This is a genomic window from Treponema vincentii F0403 (assembly GCF_000412995.1).
Taxonomy (GTDB): domain Bacteria; phylum Spirochaetota; class Spirochaetia; order Treponematales; family Treponemataceae; genus Treponema; species Treponema vincentii.
This window is the reverse complement of record NZ_KE332512.1, coordinates 844,759-863,829: the sequence shown is the minus strand read 5'-3', so window position 1 is coordinate 863,829 and position 19,071 is coordinate 844,759. Positions and strand designations below refer to the sequence as shown.

At 48.8% G+C, this 19,071-nt stretch carries 18 protein-coding genes; 4 read left to right on the top strand and 14 right to left on the bottom strand.

The genetic code is table 11. From position 1 onward, the window contains the following. Window positions 1-178: 178 nt before the first annotated feature. From rlmB to HMPREF1222_RS03865, 3 genes are read right to left on the bottom strand one after another with little or no spacing between them, the layout of a single operon-like run. A complete protein-coding gene (gene rlmB, locus HMPREF1222_RS03875) occupies window positions 179-1,003 on the bottom strand; it encodes a 23S rRNA (guanosine(2251)-2'-O)-methyltransferase RlmB (protein WP_016518295.1) in 825 nt (274 codons plus the stop codon). Window positions 1,004-1,005: 2 nt separating this feature from the next. Further along, on the bottom strand, window positions 1,006-2,412 hold the full coding sequence (locus HMPREF1222_RS03870; protein WP_016518294.1) for an MBL fold metallo-hydrolase RNA specificity domain-containing protein: 1,407 nt from the start codon (window positions 2,410-2,412) through the stop codon (window positions 1,006-1,008). An 18-nt stretch (window positions 2,413-2,430) separates the two neighbouring features. Beyond that, window positions 2,431-2,643: a hypothetical protein gene (locus HMPREF1222_RS03865; RefSeq protein WP_016518293.1), complete on the bottom strand. Its 213-nt coding sequence runs from the start codon at window positions 2,641-2,643 to the stop codon at window positions 2,431-2,433. Between the two features lie 556 nt (window positions 2,644-3,199). On the opposite strand from HMPREF1222_RS03865, the gene dpaL reads away from it, so the two are divergent. After that, complete coding sequence (dpaL, locus tag HMPREF1222_RS03860; RefSeq protein ID WP_016518292.1) at window positions 3,200-4,411, top strand: diaminopropionate ammonia-lyase; 1,212 nt, start codon at window positions 3,200-3,202, stop codon at window positions 4,409-4,411. A gap of 12 nt (window positions 4,412-4,423) precedes the next feature. Here dpaL and HMPREF1222_RS03855 read toward each other — a convergent pair whose 3' ends face one another. From HMPREF1222_RS03855 to mraZ, 10 genes are all read right to left on the bottom strand, one after another. Further along, complete coding sequence (locus tag HMPREF1222_RS03855) at window positions 4,424-5,317, bottom strand: tyrosine-type recombinase/integrase (RefSeq protein ID WP_016518291.1); 894 nt, start codon at window positions 5,315-5,317, stop codon at window positions 4,424-4,426. Between the two features lie 212 nt (window positions 5,318-5,529). Beyond that, the gene (locus HMPREF1222_RS03850; RefSeq protein ID WP_016518290.1) at window positions 5,530-6,387 is read right to left on the bottom strand and encodes an Rpn family recombination-promoting nuclease/putative transposase; all 858 of its coding nucleotides are present in this window, start codon (window positions 6,385-6,387) and stop codon (window positions 5,530-5,532) included. A gap of 149 nt (window positions 6,388-6,536) precedes the next feature. Further along, on the bottom strand, window positions 6,537-7,817 hold the full coding sequence (gene ftsZ / locus HMPREF1222_RS03845; RefSeq protein ID WP_016518289.1) for a cell division protein FtsZ: 1,281 nt from the start codon (window positions 7,815-7,817) through the stop codon (window positions 6,537-6,539). Window positions 7,818-7,833: 16 nt separating this feature from the next. Further along, window positions 7,834-9,078 (bottom strand): cell division protein FtsA, encoded by a 1,245-nt coding sequence (gene ftsA / locus HMPREF1222_RS03840; RefSeq protein ID WP_016518288.1) that lies wholly within the window; start codon window positions 9,076-9,078, stop codon window positions 7,834-7,836. Then, on the bottom strand, window positions 9,071-9,910 hold the full coding sequence (locus tag HMPREF1222_RS03835; protein WP_016518287.1) for a cell division protein FtsQ/DivIB: 840 nt from the start codon (window positions 9,908-9,910) through the stop codon (window positions 9,071-9,073). The genes ftsA and HMPREF1222_RS03835 overlap by 8 nt, the downstream gene beginning before the upstream one ends. Next, window positions 9,910-11,046, bottom strand: coding sequence for a putative lipid II flippase FtsW (gene ftsW, locus HMPREF1222_RS03830; RefSeq protein WP_016518286.1), 1,137 nt, complete (start codon window positions 11,044-11,046; stop codon window positions 9,910-9,912). Before ftsW ends, HMPREF1222_RS03835 begins: the two co-directional genes overlap by 1 nt. Next, a complete protein-coding gene (locus HMPREF1222_RS03825; protein ID WP_016518285.1) occupies window positions 11,043-12,434 on the bottom strand; it encodes a UDP-N-acetylmuramoyl-tripeptide--D-alanyl-D-alanine ligase in 1,392 nt (463 codons plus the stop codon). The genes ftsW and HMPREF1222_RS03825 overlap by 4 nt, the downstream gene beginning before the upstream one ends. A 4-nt stretch (window positions 12,435-12,438) precedes the next feature. Then, window positions 12,439-12,720, bottom strand: coding sequence for an FtsB/FtsL family cell division protein (locus HMPREF1222_RS03820; RefSeq protein WP_006189855.1), 282 nt, complete (start codon window positions 12,718-12,720; stop codon window positions 12,439-12,441). A gap of 5 nt (window positions 12,721-12,725) precedes the next feature. After that, window positions 12,726-13,673, bottom strand: coding sequence for a 16S rRNA (cytosine(1402)-N(4))-methyltransferase RsmH (gene rsmH / locus HMPREF1222_RS03815; protein ID WP_016518284.1), 948 nt, complete (start codon window positions 13,671-13,673; stop codon window positions 12,726-12,728). Between the two features lie 5 nt (window positions 13,674-13,678). Then, the gene (gene mraZ, locus HMPREF1222_RS03810; protein WP_016518283.1) at window positions 13,679-14,128 is read right to left on the bottom strand and encodes a division/cell wall cluster transcriptional repressor MraZ; all 450 of its coding nucleotides are present in this window, start codon (window positions 14,126-14,128) and stop codon (window positions 13,679-13,681) included. A gap of 161 nt (window positions 14,129-14,289) precedes the next feature. Between mraZ and HMPREF1222_RS03805 the strand changes: the two genes are divergently transcribed. Both HMPREF1222_RS03805 and HMPREF1222_RS03800 read left to right on the top strand, forming a co-directional pair. Beyond that, the gene (locus tag HMPREF1222_RS03805) at window positions 14,290-15,072 is read left to right on the top strand and encodes a sulfite exporter TauE/SafE family protein (RefSeq protein ID WP_016518282.1); all 783 of its coding nucleotides are present in this window, start codon (window positions 14,290-14,292) and stop codon (window positions 15,070-15,072) included. 6 nt (window positions 15,073-15,078) lie between these two features. Beyond that, window positions 15,079-15,978: a radical SAM protein gene (locus HMPREF1222_RS03800; protein ID WP_016518281.1), complete on the top strand. Its 900-nt coding sequence runs from the start codon at window positions 15,079-15,081 to the stop codon at window positions 15,976-15,978. Here the strand turns inward: HMPREF1222_RS03800 and uvrC are convergent. After that, window positions 15,973-17,970: an excinuclease ABC subunit UvrC gene (uvrC, locus tag HMPREF1222_RS03795; RefSeq protein ID WP_016518280.1), complete on the bottom strand. Its 1,998-nt coding sequence runs from the start codon at window positions 17,968-17,970 to the stop codon at window positions 15,973-15,975. The genes HMPREF1222_RS03800 and uvrC overlap by 6 nt on opposite strands. Before the next feature lie 114 nt (window positions 17,971-18,084). On the opposite strand from uvrC, the gene HMPREF1222_RS03790 reads away from it, so the two are divergent. Then, a complete protein-coding gene (locus HMPREF1222_RS03790; protein ID WP_016518279.1) occupies window positions 18,085-18,954 on the top strand; it encodes an alpha/beta hydrolase family protein in 870 nt (289 codons plus the stop codon). Window positions 18,955-19,071: the final 117 nt, after the last annotated feature.

The window sequence follows — 19,071 nt, the reverse complement described above, 5'->3', positions numbered from 1 at the left end:
ATTTCGCACATTTTTCCAACAAATGGGTAAACGCATCAGGTAGAGTAGATAAAAACCGCGGAAAAATTGAGACTGTGAGACCATTTGAACCGCGAAGAGGTTCAACTCTGGTCGAATAGTCTCAATTTTCCCGCGGGGGTGGTAAAAAACGGCCTGATGCGTTTACCCTGCATCCCCCCTATCCGTTTTGCTGCCGGCGTATCTCGTACATCAAAATACCGGCAGCGACCGAGACATTGAGGCTGTCCAGCTTGCCGGAGGTAGGGATTGCCGTAAAGGAATCGCAGGAGGTTTTTAGCAGGCGGCTGATTCCCGACCCTTCGCTGCCCATAATGAGCAGCGTTTTATCGGGGAACTTTGTGTGCGGAAGCGGTTCCCCTTGCGCGTCGGCGCCGAATACCCAAAAGCCGTTGCGTTTAAGTTCCTCCACCGTCCGTACCAAATTCGCCGTATACAACAGCGGAACCCACGCCGCCGCGCCCGCGCTGATCTTGCTAACGGTCTGAAAGTCTCCGGCGGATCTCCGTTCGGGGAGCACGACGGCGTCGACGGAAAATTGGTCGGCGCTGCGGATAATGGCGCCGGTATTGTGGGGGTCGGTGATTGAATCAAGGACGACGACAAAGGCCTTAGGGCGGGAAGCAAGTTCGGCAAGCAGCGCATCGGAGAAAAGCTTGGGCGACTGCTCCTGCGGGCGTTCATCGATGAGGATAATCCCGCGGTGATTTTGCAGATATTCAGGTAACGGCGCAACGAGCTTGTCAAGCTCGGCGTCAGTCCGCCGCTCTATCGGAACGGAAAGTTTTTCCGCCTGTGCCAAAATTTTTTTTACCCGCGGTCCCTGCTTGGCGTAAAAAAGTTTGAGCCGTACCGAGGGCGTCTTGCCGCCTCCGGCCTTTTTTCCTATTTGGGAACTTTTTGTTCCTGAAAAATTTTTTTCTAACTGCGCTTCAACCGCCCGCAGTAATTCTTCAATTGCGTGAAAACCGGTGATAATCTGCATCGTTATAACTCAATTACATCGCCGTATTTCATTATGTGCGATTCATAGCGGTGCTCTTGTAGGTACGCTTGAAAGAAACTCTGTGCGTCCGGTTCGCCGTGAACCATCAGCAGCTTTTTCAAGTTTCCGGTGTCGAGGCTATCGAGCCACTCGACAATTTCAACATAATCGGCATGGGCGCTGAATGCATTTATCTGAAGGATTTCCGCGCGAACCGGATGCCATTCTCCGAATATCTTTACCTCCGGCTCACGATTCCGCAGGCGTCTGCCGAGCGTATTTTCGGCCATATATCCTACCAGCATGATTTTTGTCGAAGGTTTTGAAATATTATTTGCAAGATGATGCGTAACGCGGCCGAATTCGCACATACCGTCCGCACTGATGATAACCATCGGTTCTTCCATCGCATTGAGTGCTTTCGATTCGTCAACGCTCGTAATAAACTTGAGCGCATTAAAGCCGAACGGATTCTTATGGTGTTTGACAAAGGCTTCCTGCGTTTCGTGGTCAAAGCATTCGGGATGCACCTGAAAGATTGTCGTTGCGTTGACTGCCATCGGCGAATCGACATAGATGGGAATATAGGGAATTCTTTTTTGATCCGTCAGCAGATGGAAATAATAGATGAGTTCCTGTGTCCGTTCAACGGCAAAAGCGGGGATGATAATTTTACCGCGCATCTTTACCGCATCATTGACCGCATGTTCCAGCATATCCATCGCGTTATGAATATCCTCGTGCCGGCGGTTCCCGTAGGTGCTTTCTATCATAATATAGTCGGCGGAGGGAATGATATCCGGGTCGCGGATAATCGATTTATTCTTTCTGCCGAGGTCTCCGGTAAATGCAATTTTTACGGTCTTGCCGGTAGAATCTTTTGCCGTGATAAACGCTATCGCGGAGCCGAGAATATGTCCCGCATCGTAAAATTCGAGCTGAACATTCGGCCCAATCCATACCGGCCGGTGATAGGAAACCGTTACAAATTGATTGATGGTTTGTACGACATCTTCTTCGGTAAAAAGCGGTTTCCAGTCGAATTTTTCGTGTTTTTTGAGCGCCTGTTTTTGTAGGTATTCGGCATCCCGCGCCTGTATGCGGGCTGAATCCATCAAAACGAGGTTGGCAATATCCCGTGAAGCAGGCGTCGCATAGATATTGCCGGCAAACCCGTGTATGCCCAACAGCGGCAAAAGTCCGCAGTGGTCGTAGTGGCCGTGGGTAAGAACCACGGCGGTTAATTTATCGGCAGGGACGCCAAAGTCTCGATTTTTCTTATCGGCTTCCGCCCGCTTCCCTTGGAAAGCCCCGCAGTCAAAGAGATACAAATATCCGTCAACGTCGAGGATATGCTTTGAACCGGTTACTTCCTCTGCGGCTCCCAGAGAATACACGTTGATGCTCATAAAGAAATTCTTACTCGATTAAGCGACTCCGTGAGATTCTGCAGGAACCTCACTGATATATCCTGTGCGCAGGCATAGCGCAAACATATCATTATCAAGAAATTCTTCGCTGATTTTCTCGTATCCTTCTTTATCGTGGCAGATGCGGATAAAATATCCCTTGTCCGTCTCGTTCAGGATTGAAAAATAAGACACATCGCCCGGATTACTTTTGATTGAATACAATTTCATACATTACCCTCCACATAATGAAAAATACCATACACCGATAAACATAATCATTTGCTTGATGCATACGGCATCTTTCTACTATTTATAGTTTCGGCATCGAGCAGCGGAGCTTTAGACCACAGCCCAAACGCACCTAAAATCTTCCAAGCGCTTATATTCCTTGCTGTGCGAAATTTTACCCAAAATTTCGCACACTTTATTCTGTAGAGGGGCAAACGCATCAGGTAGAGTAGATAAAAGGCGCATAATCATTGAGGTTGTGAGACCATTTGAACCGCGAAAAGGTTCAACTCTGGTTGAACAGCCTCAATGATTATGCGGGGCTGCTAAAAAACAGCCTGATACGCTTGCCCTTCTTGAACTTGACATAACTTGTATCTGTGCTATGATTAACAAACAAATATTTTGATTCAAACAAATTTTTTTTGAATAAGAAATGGAGCTATCCGAAACTTGAATTTTTTGGACGATTGCCCTAATAGCCGGGGATGTGAAAAACGAGCCTGCTTTTGGGACATTCCAATGCTCTATTTTAAAGGTTTTACAGGAGTGATGTATGGAAAAGATTCTTTGGACGGAAAATAAGCTTCCGAAAACGGGCAACAAACAGCTTGCGGTGATGGCTTTAGACGAAATCAACAAGGCGCATGAATTTCATAAAAGTTTCCCGCAATACGCGCCGACTCCGCTGGTGCCTCTAAAAAAGATGGCGGATATGCTCGGCGTCGGTTCGGTGTTTATCAAAGATGAATCGTGGCGGTTCGGCTTAAATGCGTTTAAAGTGCTCGGCGGTTCCTTTGCAATGGCTAAGTATATTGCAAAACAGCTGAAAAAAGATGTTTCGGAACTTCCGTACGAAGTATTAACCGGTGAAAAACTGCGGAAAGAGTTCGGGCAGGCTACCTTCTTTACCGCAACCGACGGTAATCACGGGCGCGGTGTGGCCTGGGCTGCAAATAAGCTCGGTCAAAAATCGGTTGTATTGATGCCGAAAGGTTCTACAAAGACCCGCTTCGATAACATTGCCAAAGAGGGAGCACAGGTTACCATCGAAAACGTTAACTACGACGAATGTGTGCGTATGGCAGCCGCGCTTGCCGCAAAAACCGAACACGGTGTGATGGTGCAGGATACCGCATGGGAAGGATACGAAGAAATCCCCGCGTGGATTATGCAGGGTTACGGTACGATGGCGCTTGAAGCTGCGGAACAGCTCAAGGCGGCAGGAGTAGACCGTCCTACCCATATCTTTGTACAAGCGGGAGTCGGTTCGCTTGCCGGTGCAATTCAGGGATATTTTAAAAATCTCTTCCCCAATAATTGTCCCGTTACCGTTGTCGTAGAAGCCCGCGCGGCAGACTGCCTATACCGGTCTGCGACGGCAGCCGATGGGAAACCGCACTTTGTAACGGGAGACTTGCAAACAATCATGGCGGGACTTGCATGCGGCGAACCGAACACCATCTCGTGGGATATCCTCAAAAATAATACCAGCTGCTTTGTATCGGCGCCCGATTGGGTTTCCGCCCGCGGTATGCGTATGCTCGCAGCACCCATCAAGGGAGATTCACCGGTTACCTCAGGCGAATCCGGCGCGGTACCGTTCGGCCTCTTAGCCTCAATTATGCAGCACGATGATATGAAGGATTTACGCGCGGCATTAAAGCTCGATAAGAATTCAAAGATACTGTGCTTTTCTACGGAAGGAGACACCGATCCCGATATGTACAAAAAAATCGTTTGGGAAGGATTGTATCCGTCGATATAGCCGTCGAGACATTCATTGCTTAAAAAATTTACGGTGGTAGGCTTCCAACTCTTTGTCTTCAATATGGGTGTAAATCTGAGTGGTGGCGATGCTTGCATGACCGAGCAGGCATTGCACGGAGCGGAGATCTGCCCCGCCTGCGAGCAGGTGGGTTGCATACGAGTGGCGGAGAGTGTGGATTTTTGTGGTAACGCCGCTGAGCTGTTCAATTTCCTGTAAGCGTTTCCAAATGCCTTTACGGGTAAGCCGTTCGCCGTGGTGATTTAAGAACACCGCTCCGGTTGTTTCGGTGTTTTCGCTGTGTGCCGGTTTGAGAAGGAGAGGGCGGGCGGTTTTTAAATAAACAGTAAGCCGCTCTTCCGCCTGCGCTCCGAAAGGAACGATGCGCTCCTTGCCGCCTTTGCCCCGTACTTTCAACAGCTGTTCGTTAAAGAAAATGTCTTCGAGCGAGAGCGTTACTGCTTCGCTTACCCGCAGCCCCGCCGAGTAGATCAGCTCAAACAGGGCGCGGTCGCGGATGCCGTTTGGCGTATCCAGCGGGATTGCGGCTAAGAGCTTATCTACTTCGTCGAGCTCAAGCGCTCGCGGCAAGTTTTTTTCGCGGCGGGGGCTTTCCAGCTGCTCTGCAGGGTTATCGGTGCGGACATTTTCCAGCTGCAAAAAGCGGTAAAAGGAGCGGAGCGCCGCCTGATCTTTTGCAAGCGTTCTTCCCGTTACGCCTTCTCCCGCCCGTGCAAGGAGAAAACCGATGCAGTCGTCCGCGGAAGCGTCTTCGATAAGGCGCTCCGAGCCGAGCTGCTGTTGAAAGAGACGCATAGTGTTGATATAGGTTTTTGCCGTAAGCTGCGCCCGCGCCTCCGCCGAGATCAGATACCCGTAAAAGGCTCGCAGTTGTATTTCAGTCATTGTTGTTTGTCAGGGTAAGCACATCAGACGTCTTTTGAATTTCCCCGCAAAATAATTGAGTTTGCTCGACCAGAATTGAACCGCTTCGCGGTCAAATGGTCTCACAATCTCAATTATTTTGCGGTTTTGATCAATTTGTCTGATGTGCTTACCCTGTTTCTCCTAGAGTAAATCGTACCGGCTGTTACTCAATACGCTTGCAGAATTTTGTATTAAGATACAGCAATTGTTTCCACTTCTTGTACGGTTAGACCGGTAGCTTGTGCGATTTTTTCGATTGATAAGCCCATAGAGCGTAAGTTCCGCGCGGTTTCGAGAGCTTTGTGATGGGAACCTCGTGCTTCACCTTCTGCAAGACCAAGAGATTTACCCTGCGCAATACCTTGCGCAATACCTTGCGCAATGCCGGCTTTCCATCCGTCATTCCGTGCATCCCTCTCAATAGTATTTACCAACATATACTCCCTCCTCAACTCTTCATTTGCTTTTACTTCTTTTATCCGTTGCTCTAGCCTTTGGATGAATTCGTCGTTGCTGACTTTTCCGTTCATGTACTCTAAAAATACTTTCAGTTCTTCATTCTTCTCGTGTTCCGCCGCTTTACTGTTTATAATTATCTTCGTTACCCCATCACCTAGTTCTATCCGACTATCCTCACTGCACATCGTCTTAAAAGTATAAACAGGTAAGGTTTTCTCAAGATAGTCAAACGTACAGAAGAAGAGTATAAATGTATCGGGCAGGCTTTCATACGGTTTACTTTTTCCCAAGATACTAACATCGATGGCCGCTTGATAATACCTTATACGTTTTGCAAGGTCTTTCTTGTCGATGGCCTGCATTTCTATATCGTAAATACGACCGTTACAGTCCTTTGCCCAAACATCAAACCGCACGCCTTTTGCCCGCCCTGCATCGTCTATTGTCTTTTGTAATTCTATTTCGGTTATCGTATCTACTTTACCCTGCAAAACCCTGTTTAGAAGCATTTTACAGATTTCAGGGTCTTCCATTACGCGGTAGAACATATAATCATCAGCTATAGTTAGTTCGTCAAATTCTTTTTCCATAGTATATTTGCTCCTGTCATCTCGCTATTATTATAGCAAAAAGGCAGATGGCTGCAAGCTGTTCTATGCTGAAATAAAATGAGTGAGCAGTTCACAGCAGCGGAGTGTGCTGTGAACTGTGAGAATTGTATTGTCGGATGTGCTTATCCTTATCGTTTGTTCCGTAGGTACGCCGGCACATCGAGGTCGGTGTTGGCGCCGGGGAGTTGGACGCGGATGGGCTGCCGCGGGCTTTCGGTCATTGCCGGTTGAGGCGGCGGGGTTGCCGGTATTCCTGCATTCCGCGGGCCGAGGCCGGGGAGAGTAGGCTGCTGAGGTGTTTGCAGCTTTGCCCATTCGCTTGCCGAAATAAAATCGTTTTGTAAAAACGGCGTATGGAGCGGTTCCTGCTGTGCGGTTGCTCCCGCCGCCTGCCCCTGATTCTGCACCGTGTTTTGAACGGGATCCGTATCGGTAGGAAAGCCCGTCGCGATAACCGTTACGGTGATCTTGTCTTTCATGGCTTCGTCGGTTTCATCGACGGTAATACCGTGGATAGTTTCCACATCGGGATTGGCGTTTGCCGTAACGATTTCCATAATATCGTTGACCTCCACCGTAGAAGGCATCTCCGATGCGTAAATATTAACCAATATCCGCGTTGCGCCCTCGATATGAGAATCCTCTAAAAGCGGGTTGTTGATGGCATTGGTGGCCGCATCCACCGCACGGTTTTCTCCCGATCCGGTACCGACGCCCATCAGCGCATCGCCCTGACCGGCCATCGTGGAGCGGACATCCGCAAAGTCGATATTGACCAATCCGTTTTTGGTAATGATATCGGCAATCCCCTGCACGGCACGACGCAGTACGTCGTCCGCCATAACAAAGGCATCTTTTATCGTCTGCTTGCTGTCTACAAGGTTTAATAAATGCTGATTGGGGATAACAACCAGCGTGTCGACATTCTTCCTGAGCTTTTCAATCCCCGCTTCGGCGGTACGCATCTTTGCCCGTCCTTCAAAAGCGAAGGGCTTTGTAACAACACCGACCGTTAAAGCTCCCTGATCGCGGGCTATCTTTGCGATAACCGGCGCCGAACCTGTTCCCGTTCCTCCGCCCATACCGGCGGTGATGAACACCATGTGTGCCCCGCGGACAGCATTCGCAATAATTTCGGTATCTTCCATAGCAGCTTTTTCGCCTACGTCCGGTTTTCCGCCTGCGCCGAGCCCTCCGGTTAACTTGGAACCTATTGCCAATTTCATCGGTGCTTTTGAATAATTGAGCGCCTGTACATCGGTGTTCGCAACGATAAAATCGACATACTGTATGTTACACTCCATCATCCTATTCACCGCATTCGAACCGCCTCCACCTGCGCCGATTACTTTAATAACGGTGGGATTAACCGGTAACATTTCATTTTGCTGCATCACTTGATAATCCATATTTTTCCCCTCCCCTTTATTCAAATAAGTTTTTCCAAAAACCTTTTATTTTACCGACAAGTTTACCCGAATCGGCTTCAATTTTATTTTTTTCTTCTCCTACGGGACTGTGCTGTTTATACTGAGATAAAATCAGTCCGAGCACGGCTGCAAATTCCGGACTGCGGTATTCTCCCGTTAAACCGCCGAATGTTCCCGGAATACCTAACCGTACTGCAGGCGTGCCGAAGATTTCCGAGGCAAGTTCCGTAGCGCCGGGCATAAGCGAACCGCCGCCGCAGAGAATTACATTACCTGCAAACCGGTTTGAAGCAGCCGCCGGTGCGATTTTATCCTTTGCCATCGTAAAAATTTCCGCCATGCGGGCTTGCAGAATATCGCATATATCCGCTTTTTCAATCTGTATAGGCGCCCGTCCGCCCGGTGCGGAAATCAGTACCGATTTATTGTCATCCATAAGCGGCTGCCAACAGCACCCGTCGGTTATCTTTATTTTTTCGGCGGTTTCGGTAGAAAGCCCTTTTACAATCGCCAAATCGTTTGTAGCGTGGCTTCCGCCCACCGGCAGCACCGTGGTCAGTACCGGCGCTCCGCCCGACATTACCACAATATCGGTTGTTCCTCCGCCGATGTCGATAAGCACCGAACCGAGTTCCTGTTCTTCCTGCGTCATAACGGATTCTACGGCAGCTAAGCCGTGGTACATCGGCGCATCAACCTGTAAATTAGCCCGCTTTACGCAGTCTACGATGTTTTTGATGCAGGTAACCGATCCGGTAATAATATGTACTTCCGCTTCGATACGGACGCCGATGACATTGTGCGGATCCGCAATACCGCGCTGATCGTCGACAATATACGATTGGGGGATAACATGCATAACCCGTCTATCCATCGGAATCACAACAGCCTTTGCAGCCTCTATCACACGGTCAATATCCTGTTGGTCTATTTCGCGGTTTCCCTTTCCTTTATCGGTAACGGCGACGATGCCGCGGGAATTAATCCCTTCGATATGGGTACCGCCTATTCCGGTGATGCAGTGAGTAATTTCCACGCCGGACATCATCTCTGCAGCTTCTACCGCTGCGTGAATTCCCTGTACGGTCTTTTCGATATTGACAACGGTTCCTTTCCGTAAGCCTTGCGAAACGCCGGTTCCCACACCGATAATTTGCAGTACGCCTGTTTCGAGTTTTTCAGCGACAACGGCTCTGATTGCGCTGGTGCCTATATCCAATCCGACTATGACATCACTCATCGGTTTCCCCTCTTAAACGGTAGGAAGCAGTTCCTCCCCGTACATCCAACTCCTCAATCTTTGCGTTAAGATCAAGTTCCCGTATGACATCCAAGGCTAATATCATATACTGTAATTTTTCCTCATTCAATGTGCCTTCAGTATGTACCTTAACTTGCGTTCGTACCGGATACAGGATGAGGTCAAACCCGCCGTATTTTTTCTGTTCGATCTTCATCTCGGAAATTTCGCTGAGTAAGGCCGGATTTTTTTTCTGCAGAATATCCAGCTGCTTAAAGAGCGGTACGAGCCGTTTGTGCACCTTCATCCCCGCCCGTATCGTCTGAAAAGAAAGGCCGCTGATAATAGGCAGGGTTTGAGGATCTTTTTGGGAAGCAACTTTGAACACTGTTCCCGTTTTATCTATTTCCATCGGGACAGTGCGGCCGCCCACCGTTGCAAGCAATACGCCGACCGGTTTCCGTTCGGTTATATCAATCAGCACCTTGTCCGGATATTTTTTAACGACACGCGCTTCCGCAACGACGGGGTAGCTTGTAATCCGATGCAATAAAACATCCTTATCGATTTTTCCCCATTTTTCCATTCCGGTTAGGCCGGCTGCTTTTTTTAGATCCGCTTCGCGAATAGTGTCGAGGCCTGAAAGCTGTATCTTCGCCGTTGAATTAAACGGCACGATAAAAAGATAATATACTAAGTCGCCTGCTAAAAACAACAGCATCAGCAGAATAACAATTTTAAGAAATTGCCTTCCCTTGGTTTTTTTTACGGTCTGAGGAGATGGAAGCGATTCGGTATATGTGCGGTTTTGTACGCCGATAATATCAGACATTATGAGGCACTCCTTTTTGAATAGCTTGAAACATTTATAATCAGTCCGCAGAGGCAGAGTGTTGTGATAAGCGAAGATCCTCCGAATGAGAAAAAGGGGAGCGGAATACCGGTGGCAGGCAGCAGACGGACAACAACCCCTAAGTTTAAAAAGGATTGAAGGATAATTGCGGAAGCTGCTCCGAAGGCAACATAGCAGCCGAAACGGTCTTTACACGAAAATGCAATGAGGTAGGCTACTGCGGTAAAGGTAAGCAAGAGCGCAAGGTATCCGCATACACCTAAAAAGCCCATTTCTTCGGCCCACGCAACAAAAATAAAATCGGAATATATTTCCGGTACGCTCGAAATTTTATGCACGCCGTTCCCTATCCCCGTGCCGTAAAGCCCGCTGCTTGCAAGCGCTTCGAGGGCTGCGTTAATTTGATAGCCCGTATCGAGCGGGTCGCTATCGGGAGAGATAAAGGACAGCACGCGCTTCATCCGGTAGGTTGAAGTAACGACCATCAGGGCTGCGCAAGGGATGGTAACGATCAAGCCTTTGAGGAACCATAGCAGCGGTCCCCCTGCGGCAAAAAACATGATCATAAAAATGAGCATCAAAAAAATGGCGCTCGAAAAATCGCTTTCAAGGTATACCAGCAATACAAAGATCGCCGTTATAAAAAAAGGCGGCAATATGGAAATCAGTGGTGCGTCCAATTGATCCGCTTTTTTATCGAAAAAGTTTGCAAGAAAGACAATGAGTAAAAGTTTAATAAACTCGGACGGCTGTAAGCTGAATCCTCCGATGGAAATCCAGCGGCTGGCACCGTTCCGCGGCGAGGCGATTCCCGGAATAAAGGGAAGTAACAAAAAGATAAAACCGCATATCAACAGATAGGGGAGGAGTTTCCGTAAACGGTCAAAACTGAAAAATGAAAAAAAAATGAGGCCGATACTTCCTGCAATGAGGTTGCGGAATTGGCGTACCAGAAAATACGAAGGGTCGTCAAAGAATCGTTCGGCGTAATGAAGGGAACCCGAATAGAGCACTGCAATGCCGATGCCTGCCATGATGAGCACGAGTAGAATAAATGTGAAGCTGTACCGGTCGCGGTTGATGTTCTTTTCAACGGTGATAGTGTGCTGCATCATACCCGCTCCTTTTTCAGAATCGGTTCAAACTGCTCCAGTTCAAGGCTGCGGGATCCTTTCAGGAATACAAAATCATTTCGTTTTAATAAGCCGTCTAACGTGTCGCGAAGTTTATCGGCATAGCCTTCCGTAAAGCAGAAAAAAGGTTTGTTTGCAGCGTTTTCTTGCTCGATGGCTGCCATACACATCTCTCTGCCGAAAAAAAATAATGCGTCGGCATCGGAATCGAAAGCTGCTGCACATACGGCTTTGTGCGCTTCATGAGATTCAAAACCAAGTTCTTTCATCGAGGCAAGGACATAAATCTTTTTGCCGCTTACTCGGATATTGGCGCAGAGCGCAAGCCCTGCATTCATGGAATCGGGATTGGCGTTATAGCAATCGAGCAGGTAGGTTACCGGCCCGCGGATAATTTGCGATCTTCCGAATAGCGCCTGCATCTGTTCGATGCCCGCTTTTATCGACTGCAGCGGGATTTTGCAGTATTCCGCAACAGCAATCGCGGCAAAGGCGTTGTGCACATTGTGTTTGCCCGGAAGCGGTAAGTGGATGGTTTCCCCTTTATACCGTATCTCAGCGCCTGAGAGTCCTTCAAGGGTATAAGCGTCGGGATCAGCGCTATAAGTAACTATTTTTCCGTGCGGCACGTCTTGTAAGAACTCCGCATACTTATCCTGAGCGGGGACGAATCCGACGGAGGTTTCATCAAAACAGGAAAAAATGTGTTTTTTTTCTTGAGCGATAGCGTCTTTAGAACCGAGCATTCCGATGTGTGCGGTACCGATATTGGTGATAACCGCAATGTTCGGTTTCAGGACTGCGGCAAGCTCCGCAATTTCTCCCTTCCGATTCATACCGAGCTCAAAAATGCCTACTTCATGCTCTTTTGTTATGGTAAAAACCGACAGCGGCAAGCCTGTTTCCGAATTGAGGTTGCCTTCGTTTTTTACAGTGCGGTATTTCTGTGCAAATATGGATGCAAGAAGTTCTTTCGTCGTCGTTTTACCGTTTGAACCGGTTACCCCGATTTTAAGCAGCTGCGGAAATCGCTCCAGATAGGCGGCCGCAGCATCCTGCAATGCTTTTAACGTGTGTTCAACACGGATACAGGTAGCCTCATATCTTTTGCAGAGAACGAGAATATGCTGAGCGTTCTCTTGAATGTCGAGGTGTGCTGCATCGGCAAGGACACAATCAGCCCCTTGTTGCAAGGCTTGTTCGATATAGCGATGTCCGTCCTGCTGCATACCGCGCAGGGGAATAAAAAGAGCATGGGGATTCACGGTTCTGCTATCCGTCGTAACGGAATTGAAACCTGCGTAATGAGAATAATTGCAAATAAATGTGCCTGCGACAGCCGTGCAGAGCGCCTCGAATCCCAGCAGCATGGTGTTATCCCTTCTTTTCTTTATCTAAGGAGATACGGATGATTTGAGAGGAATCCGCTTTTTGCATATTCAATTCTTCAACGGCGATTTTTTCAATTCGCTGCGGTTTGGAGAGGATGGAAATAGCCGAAATCTTCCGTTTATTTTCTGCGATGAGACGGTTTTGCTCATCGTTATATGCATTTACTTCGCGTTCAAGCGCATTATAGACCTGCGATTGTTTAACGGTTAAGAAAAATAAGTACGGAATGCTTACGGTAAGAATCAAAGCGGCAAGGCGTTTCATATCGGTTAAGACCTCCTCAAAGAAAGCTTCTTGATGACACGGAGACGGGCACTGCGGGACGGTGCATTCGCGGCAGTCTCTTCGGCAGAGGGGCCGACCGGCTTTTTGGTAAGCAAAGCGGCACGGGGCATACCTCCACATGTACATATCGGCATTTCAGGCGGGCAAATACAGCTTTTTGCAAGGTCTCTAAAAAAAAGTTTGACGATGCGGTCTTCCAGTGAATGAAAGGAGATAACGCCCATTTTTCCCCCTTCGGCAAGGCACGCAAAGGCTTTTTCGAGCAGGCGCGGCAGCCGGTCGAGTTCGCTGTTAACGGCAATCCGCAGCGCTTGGAAGGTTTTGGTTGCAGGGTGTATGGGGCCGTGCCGAAAACGGGCGGGAACGGCATGGAATACGGTTTCACTTAACTGCCGCGCTTCCGTAAAAGGGTGTTTTTCCCGTTCCGCAACGACAGCACGGGCAATCGGCCGCGAAAAACGTTCTTCCGCGTAGAGGTACAATACATCCGCCAGCTTTTTCTCGCTGTAGGTGTTGACGATATCTGCGGCCGTCAGCGATTCATCCGGATTGATCCGCATGTCGAGCGGTTCGTCGGCGCTGAACGAAAAGCCGCGTTTCGATTCTGTATAATGGAAGAGAGAGATTCCGAGATCAAATAATATGAGCGAAGGCGCAGGATTATCCTGAGGATATTGATCGAAAAAATCATCCGACCAGCCTAAAAAAAACCGTACACGGTTACCGAACGGGGCAAGCCGTACTTTGGCCTTTGCTTGAATGGCGGGGTCGGCATCGATGCCGATGACTTTTAATTGCGGAAAGCGGTTTAAAAAGGCTTCGCTATGACCGCCTTCGCCGAGGGTTCCGTCGATAAGAAGCGGATCCGGTGTTTCCGGGGCAAGCAGCTGCAGGCATTCTTGTAATAAAACCGGTGTGTGTACAAAGTTCATACATGTTAAAAACGAATAAGCCCCAAGTCCTCGCTTGCTTGATGGAAATCCGCCTCGCTTCCCTCCAGATAAGCTCGATATTCGTCCGCATCCCATAATTCGAGATAGCGGTTGATGCCCAATAGCACGCAGTCTTTTTCAAGCTGCGCGTATTCACGTAAACTTTGGGGAATTGAAACACGTCCCGCCTTATCGATGTCTATTTCCTGTGCCGGAGCGATAAGCCGGCGCAAGATAAGACGGGAATTTGCCTGAAACAACGAAGCGGATTGCATAACTTTTTCGGATAGCAATGCCCATTCTTCAGGAGAAAATATCCATAGGCAGCGGTCAATTCCACGGGTAATCACTACTTGTGAGCCCGGCAGTAAACAGCGTAGTTTTGCAGGAAACATAATACGCCCCTTTTCATCAAGCGTATTATTATACTCTCCCGAAAACACACTTTTTTCCACTTTTACCTACTTTCCCCCACTTTCACCCACTATTTATCATTTTACCGGTAAAATGATAAATGTCAATGCTCTTTTTGCCAATAATTGTGCGATCAGTATTAAGATGCGTTTGCCCGGGATATGTCATATACAAAGCATCAAAATGATGATAGGATAAGTCCATGCAGTTAAGTATTTGGGCGCTTTTGTTTCTATGGTTTTTTGTTTTTTTGGCGGGCTTTGTCGATTCCGCTGCAGGAGGCGGAGGGTTAATTTCGCTGCCTGCCTATCTTTTTGTCGGGCTTCCTCCCCATACGGCAATCGGATGTAACAAATTTTCTGCGGCGTGCGGTACGACGCTTTCCGCAGCACGCTTTTTTAAAAACGGAGCGGTCGACTGGCAGGTTGCCGCAATTTCCGCGGTGTGTTCGGTTTTATTTTCATATCTCGGTACAAGATTGGCGCTGATGATTAATCAGGAAACGCTTAAAACCGCATTGGTTGTCGTTCTCCCGATTGTCGCCGTTCTTTTACTGTTAAAACGGGATTTCGGTACCGAGAATCAGTCGGCCGGTATACCCAAAAAGAAGGCCTTCCTCTTGGCGGCCGGCGCCGGTTCCGTTATCGGATTCTATGACGGACTGATCGGCCCCGGAACGGGAACCATCGCTATTATCGTTTTCTCCGCATGGATGAAGTACGACCTTAAAACCGCTTCCGGTAATGCCAAGATATTGAACCTTGCATCGAACTATGCATCGCTCATCGCCGTCATATTCGGCAACAAAGTGATCTATTCCATCGCGGTTCCCGCCGCCGTATTCGGTATAATCGGAAATTATATCGGAGCAGGCTTCGCAATAAAAAAAGGCACAGCCTTTATCAAACCCTTGATGATCTGCGTCATCATACTGTTGTTCGGAAAGCTCTTTTACGATGTTTTCGGAACCTTGGTTTTTTCATAAGAGCCTATGAACTATACTCTTTACGATCCTTACGATTATCCGCTGTATCGTCCGCCGAGCGAAGCTTATTCTTTAATCCTACAGGTAACGATCGGCTGTTCGTATAACCGCTGCGTCTTTTGCGGAATGTATCAGACAAAGAAATTCCATATCAAACCGATTGAGACGGTGAAGCAGGAACTTGTAATGTTTGCCGAGCACTACCGCCATATCGATAAGGTGTTTTTAGCGGACGGCGATGCGTTAACCGCTCCGACGGAATACTTGGCAGCAGTGCTGGATGCGGTTGCCGCCGTTATTCCGCAGTGCAAACGGGTGTCCTGCTATGCGACCCATCTCAATATCAGGCAGAAGACTCCGGAAGAATTAAAGCTTTTAGCCTCAAAGGGATTGACGCTGTTGTATCTCGGTGTGGAAAGCGGCGACGATGAAACGTTGAAGTTTATCCGCAAGGGTACGACGGCGGCGGAACTGATCAAACTTTCCCACAAGGTGAAGGATGCGGGAATGGAGCTGTCGGCAACCTTTATTTTAGGGATTAACGGAGCGGAGCGGGACAACACGCAGCACGCAATTAAAACCGGCGAGATTATCTCTAAAATGTATTTGACCTATGCAGGGCTTTTAACGCTGCGGCTAGAGGACGGCAGCTATCTTACCAAGGCCGCCGCCGAAGGGAAGTATACGGTTGTCGGGATCGAAGAGGTCGTTAAAGAATTAAAGCTGATCTTAGAAAATATACACGTTGAAGAAATGACTGCTCCGGTTATTTTCCGCTCAAACCACGCCTCCAACTTTTTAACGCTGAAAGGAACGCTGCCGCAGGATAGGGACGCGATGCTTGCGCAAGTCAACCGTGTTCTGGCACGGGGCGTCTATCCTGAACACCGGAAATACTACCTATAGGGCATTTTTAAGAGCCGTTTCCCGGGCGGCATCAATGACTTCCTCCGCTTGAGCCTGCGTAATTCCCGCGGCGGCGGCAGCCGCTTCCGGGGAAGCGGCTGCAAGCTTTTCAATACTTGAAAAGCTGCGCAGCAACCGCGCAGCCCGTTTCTCCCCGATGTGGGGCAGCTGTTCAAATTGCAAGTGCAGTTCCTCTTTTGACCGCAGCCTGTTGTTTCGGGTGTTGGCGAACCGGTGCGTCTCATCGCGTACCCGCTGCAGTACCCGCAGGGCTGCGCTCCGCCGCGGCAGTACAATCGGCTTGTTGATATGCGGCCGGTAAAGCTCTTCGTTTTTTTCCGCCAAGCCGACCAAAGGAATATCAAGCTCCAACGCGTCGAGCACGGCCTTGGCCGCATTCACTTGACCGATGCCGCCGTCTATCATAACAAGGTCGGGCAGTTCCGCCGCTTCGTTTAACAAACGGGTATACCGCCGCGCCACCGCTTCCCGCATGGAAGCATAGTCATCGATAATGCCGTCCGTCGTGCGCAGTCTGAAAATCCGGTAGTTTTTTTTATCGGGATTGCCGTCCTTAAACGAGATAAGACTGGCAACCGTGTACTTGCCGTGTAAATGCGCAATATCGAAGCCTTCGATGCGGTGGGGGGGGCGGTCAAGCGACAATATCTTTTGCAGTTCCTCCAACGCGGGAAAATCGCCGAGCTCCTTGATGCGGCGGGCAGCATCCTCTTTGGCGTTAAACTGAGCCATTGCGAGCGCCGCTTTATGCCGCCGCAGAATAGCCGGAGGCATGGCCGCCGCCGCATCGGCTGTATCAGCTGACTCGGCTCTATCAGGTGTACCGGTTGTATCAGCAATACGGGCGGCGTATACGGGCGTTTTTTCGGCGGCAACCGGCTCTGCTGTATTGCCGGGAACCGAAGATGCAGCCGTATCTGTTTCATGGTGATGCTTTTGCCCATCCAACGGAAGCGCCGTGATGGTAACTTTGACACCGAGCTGGTCGGCAAACCATTGTTCTGCAAGTTCGTATTCCTGCCCCGCACACACGAATATATGCGGCGGAATCTGTTTAGGGTCGGTGTAGTATGCAATGAGAAATTCGGGCAGCACTTCGGCTTCATCTTTGAGGCTTTCCGTCCGGTATAAATCCCTGCCGACAACCTTGCCGCCCCGCATTTTAAAGACCGTAAAGGTAATCAGCGCTCCTTCCGCCGCCCACCCGATATAGTCGCGGGCTTCCGGATCCATGTCTTCAACGGTGTTTTGTCCGCGGAGCGCCCGTACCGCCTCCATTCCGTCCCTGATACGGGCGGCTTTTTCAAATTCACGGGCAGCGGCGGCGGCTTTCATCTTCTCCGTTAATTCGGCGAGCGGCTTTTTCAAATCTCCTTCAAGCAGCAACGCAATTTCATCGATATCCTTCCGGTAATCGCTTTCCGAAATTTTATCGGCACACGGCGCACTGCACCGGCCGATATGAAAATACAAACACGGTTCCCGTTTTTTTAAGTGCTTGCACTGCCTCAATCCATACGTCCGTTTGACGAGCGATAAAAAATCATCGATGGCCGGTACATTGGGAAAGGGGCCGAAATAGCGCGCGCCGTCGTTTTGTATCCGCCGCGTCCGGTAAATTCGAGGATAGCGCTCATTGGTAATTTTAAGGACGGGGTAGGTTTTTCCGTCTTTAAGATTGATGTTATACCGCGGCTTGTATTTTTTTATCAGATTATTTTCAAGTAGCAGCGCCTCATATTCATTATCCGTTTGAATATATTCGATACGGCGTGCACGCGAAACGAGAATCCGGGTTTTAATATCCCGCCGCGAAGCAAAATACGAACTCAGCCTATTCTTGAGCGATTTCGCTTTGCCTACATAAATCACAATATCTTTTTCATCCCGCCACAAATACACGCCGCTGGTTTTAGGCGCCGACAATGCATATTGATGAAGCGCTTCGCGCACGTCCGCTTGTTCACTCATACCGTAAGGATAATACTAAGACCTGCCCGCAATGGCAATATCATAACCCTCCCGTATTGTAGAACGATGATTAACTATGCTAAAATCCCGCAACAATTTTTTATAGGAGCATATATGAAAAAATTGCTTTGTTTTGTATGCGTATCGGCTGTACTGCTGGTACCGGTGTTTGCCTCTGCAGGCGCTAAGGAGTATGAATATACCGAAAAAGATATATCCATTACCGCCGCCGATCACGAAATTCCTGCCACGTTGACGCTTCCTAAAGGAAAAGCGGATGAAAAATTCCCGGCAGTGGTTATGCTGCATGGAAACGGTTCAAACCGGCATGAAGCAGGTATGGCCTACGATTATACTGCGCCCGAAATGGCCCGTGCCGGTATTGCAACAATTCGGTTCGATTACATCGGAAACGGCGACAGCAAGGGGGATTATATAGACTTTACCTATGATAAGGGGATTGAAGATGCCATGAGCTGTTATCGGTATCTTTGCACACTCAAGAATATCGATACAAAAAGAATCGGTATTATGGGATGGAGCCAAGGCGGAAGGCTTGCGCTTTTAACGGCAGCACGGAACGATGTGTTTAAAAGCGTGCTTACATGGGCGGGAGCATATAATCAAAAAAGTAATGAAGAAGAACAATACGAAATAGCAAAGAAAAACGGCTATTATGAAGTAACGTATTCATGGCGGACACCGCTTAAACAAAGCCCCGCCTATTATGAAAATGCAATGGCTATCGATTATCCTGCCGAACTTGCCGCAATCAAAGCACCGGTTTTAGCAATAGCCGGTTCTGAAGATGATGTGGTGCTTCCTTCGGTGGCACAAACGATAGCGGCCGGGGCTAAAAACAAGAAAAGCCGCGCGCTTATTCTTGAAGGCGCCGACCATACGTTCCTTGTGTTTTCCGGTGATTTAAGTATGCTGCATACGCTTACCGGCGAAACGATCTCATGGTTTAAAAAAACATTATAAGGGAGGGCATCTCTAAAAACTCGGTTCGGTTTTTAGAGGTTCCCTATGAAGGCTCTGCAATGACAGAAAGGCGGCGGTGCCGCCGCAGCCGCATCGGAGGTGCGGATCAAATACCGC

Excerpts from the sequence above, each read along its gene's own strand:
- rlmB (WP_016518295.1), bottom strand. The coding sequence starts at position 1,003 with ATGCAGATTATCACCGGTTTTCACGCAATTGAAGAATTACTGCGGGCG.
- HMPREF1222_RS03870 (WP_016518294.1), bottom strand. The coding sequence starts at position 2,412 with ATGAGCATCAACGTGTATTCTCTGGGAGCCGCAGAGGAAGTAACCGGT.
- HMPREF1222_RS03865 (WP_016518293.1), bottom strand. The coding sequence starts at position 2,643 with ATGAAATTGTATTCAATCAAAAGTAATCCGGGCGATGTGTCTTATTTT.
- dpaL (WP_016518292.1), top strand. The coding sequence starts at position 3,200 with ATGGAAAAGATTCTTTGGACGGAAAATAAGCTTCCGAAAACGGGCAAC.
- HMPREF1222_RS03855 (WP_016518291.1), bottom strand. The coding sequence starts at position 5,317 with ATGACTGAAATACAACTGCGAGCCTTTTACGGGTATCTGATCTCGGCG.
- HMPREF1222_RS03850 (WP_016518290.1), bottom strand. The coding sequence starts at position 6,387 with ATGGAAAAAGAATTTGACGAACTAACTATAGCTGATGATTATATGTTC.
- ftsZ (WP_016518289.1), bottom strand. The coding sequence starts at position 7,817 with ATGGATTATCAAGTGATGCAGCAAAATGAAATGTTACCGGTTAATCCC.
- ftsA (WP_016518288.1), bottom strand. The coding sequence starts at position 9,078 with ATGAGTGATGTCATAGTCGGATTGGATATAGGCACCAGCGCAATCAGA.
- HMPREF1222_RS03835 (WP_016518287.1), bottom strand. The coding sequence starts at position 9,910 with ATGTCTGATATTATCGGCGTACAAAACCGCACATATACCGAATCGCTT.
- ftsW (WP_016518286.1), bottom strand. The coding sequence starts at position 11,046 with ATGATGCAGCACACTATCACCGTTGAAAAGAACATCAACCGCGACCGG.
- HMPREF1222_RS03825 (WP_016518285.1), bottom strand. The coding sequence starts at position 12,434 with ATGCTGCTGGGATTCGAGGCGCTCTGCACGGCTGTCGCAGGCACATTT.
- HMPREF1222_RS03820 (WP_006189855.1), bottom strand. The coding sequence starts at position 12,720 with ATGAAACGCCTTGCCGCTTTGATTCTTACCGTAAGCATTCCGTACTTA.
- rsmH (WP_016518284.1), bottom strand. The coding sequence starts at position 13,673 with ATGAACTTTGTACACACACCGGTTTTATTACAAGAATGCCTGCAGCTG.
- HMPREF1222_RS03805 (WP_016518282.1), top strand. The coding sequence starts at position 14,290 with ATGCAGTTAAGTATTTGGGCGCTTTTGTTTCTATGGTTTTTTGTTTTT.
- HMPREF1222_RS03800 (WP_016518281.1), top strand. The coding sequence starts at position 15,079 with ATGAACTATACTCTTTACGATCCTTACGATTATCCGCTGTATCGTCCG.
- uvrC (WP_016518280.1), bottom strand. The coding sequence starts at position 17,970 with ATGAGTGAACAAGCGGACGTGCGCGAAGCGCTTCATCAATATGCATTG.
- HMPREF1222_RS03790 (WP_016518279.1), top strand. The coding sequence starts at position 18,085 with ATGAAAAAATTGCTTTGTTTTGTATGCGTATCGGCTGTACTGCTGGTA.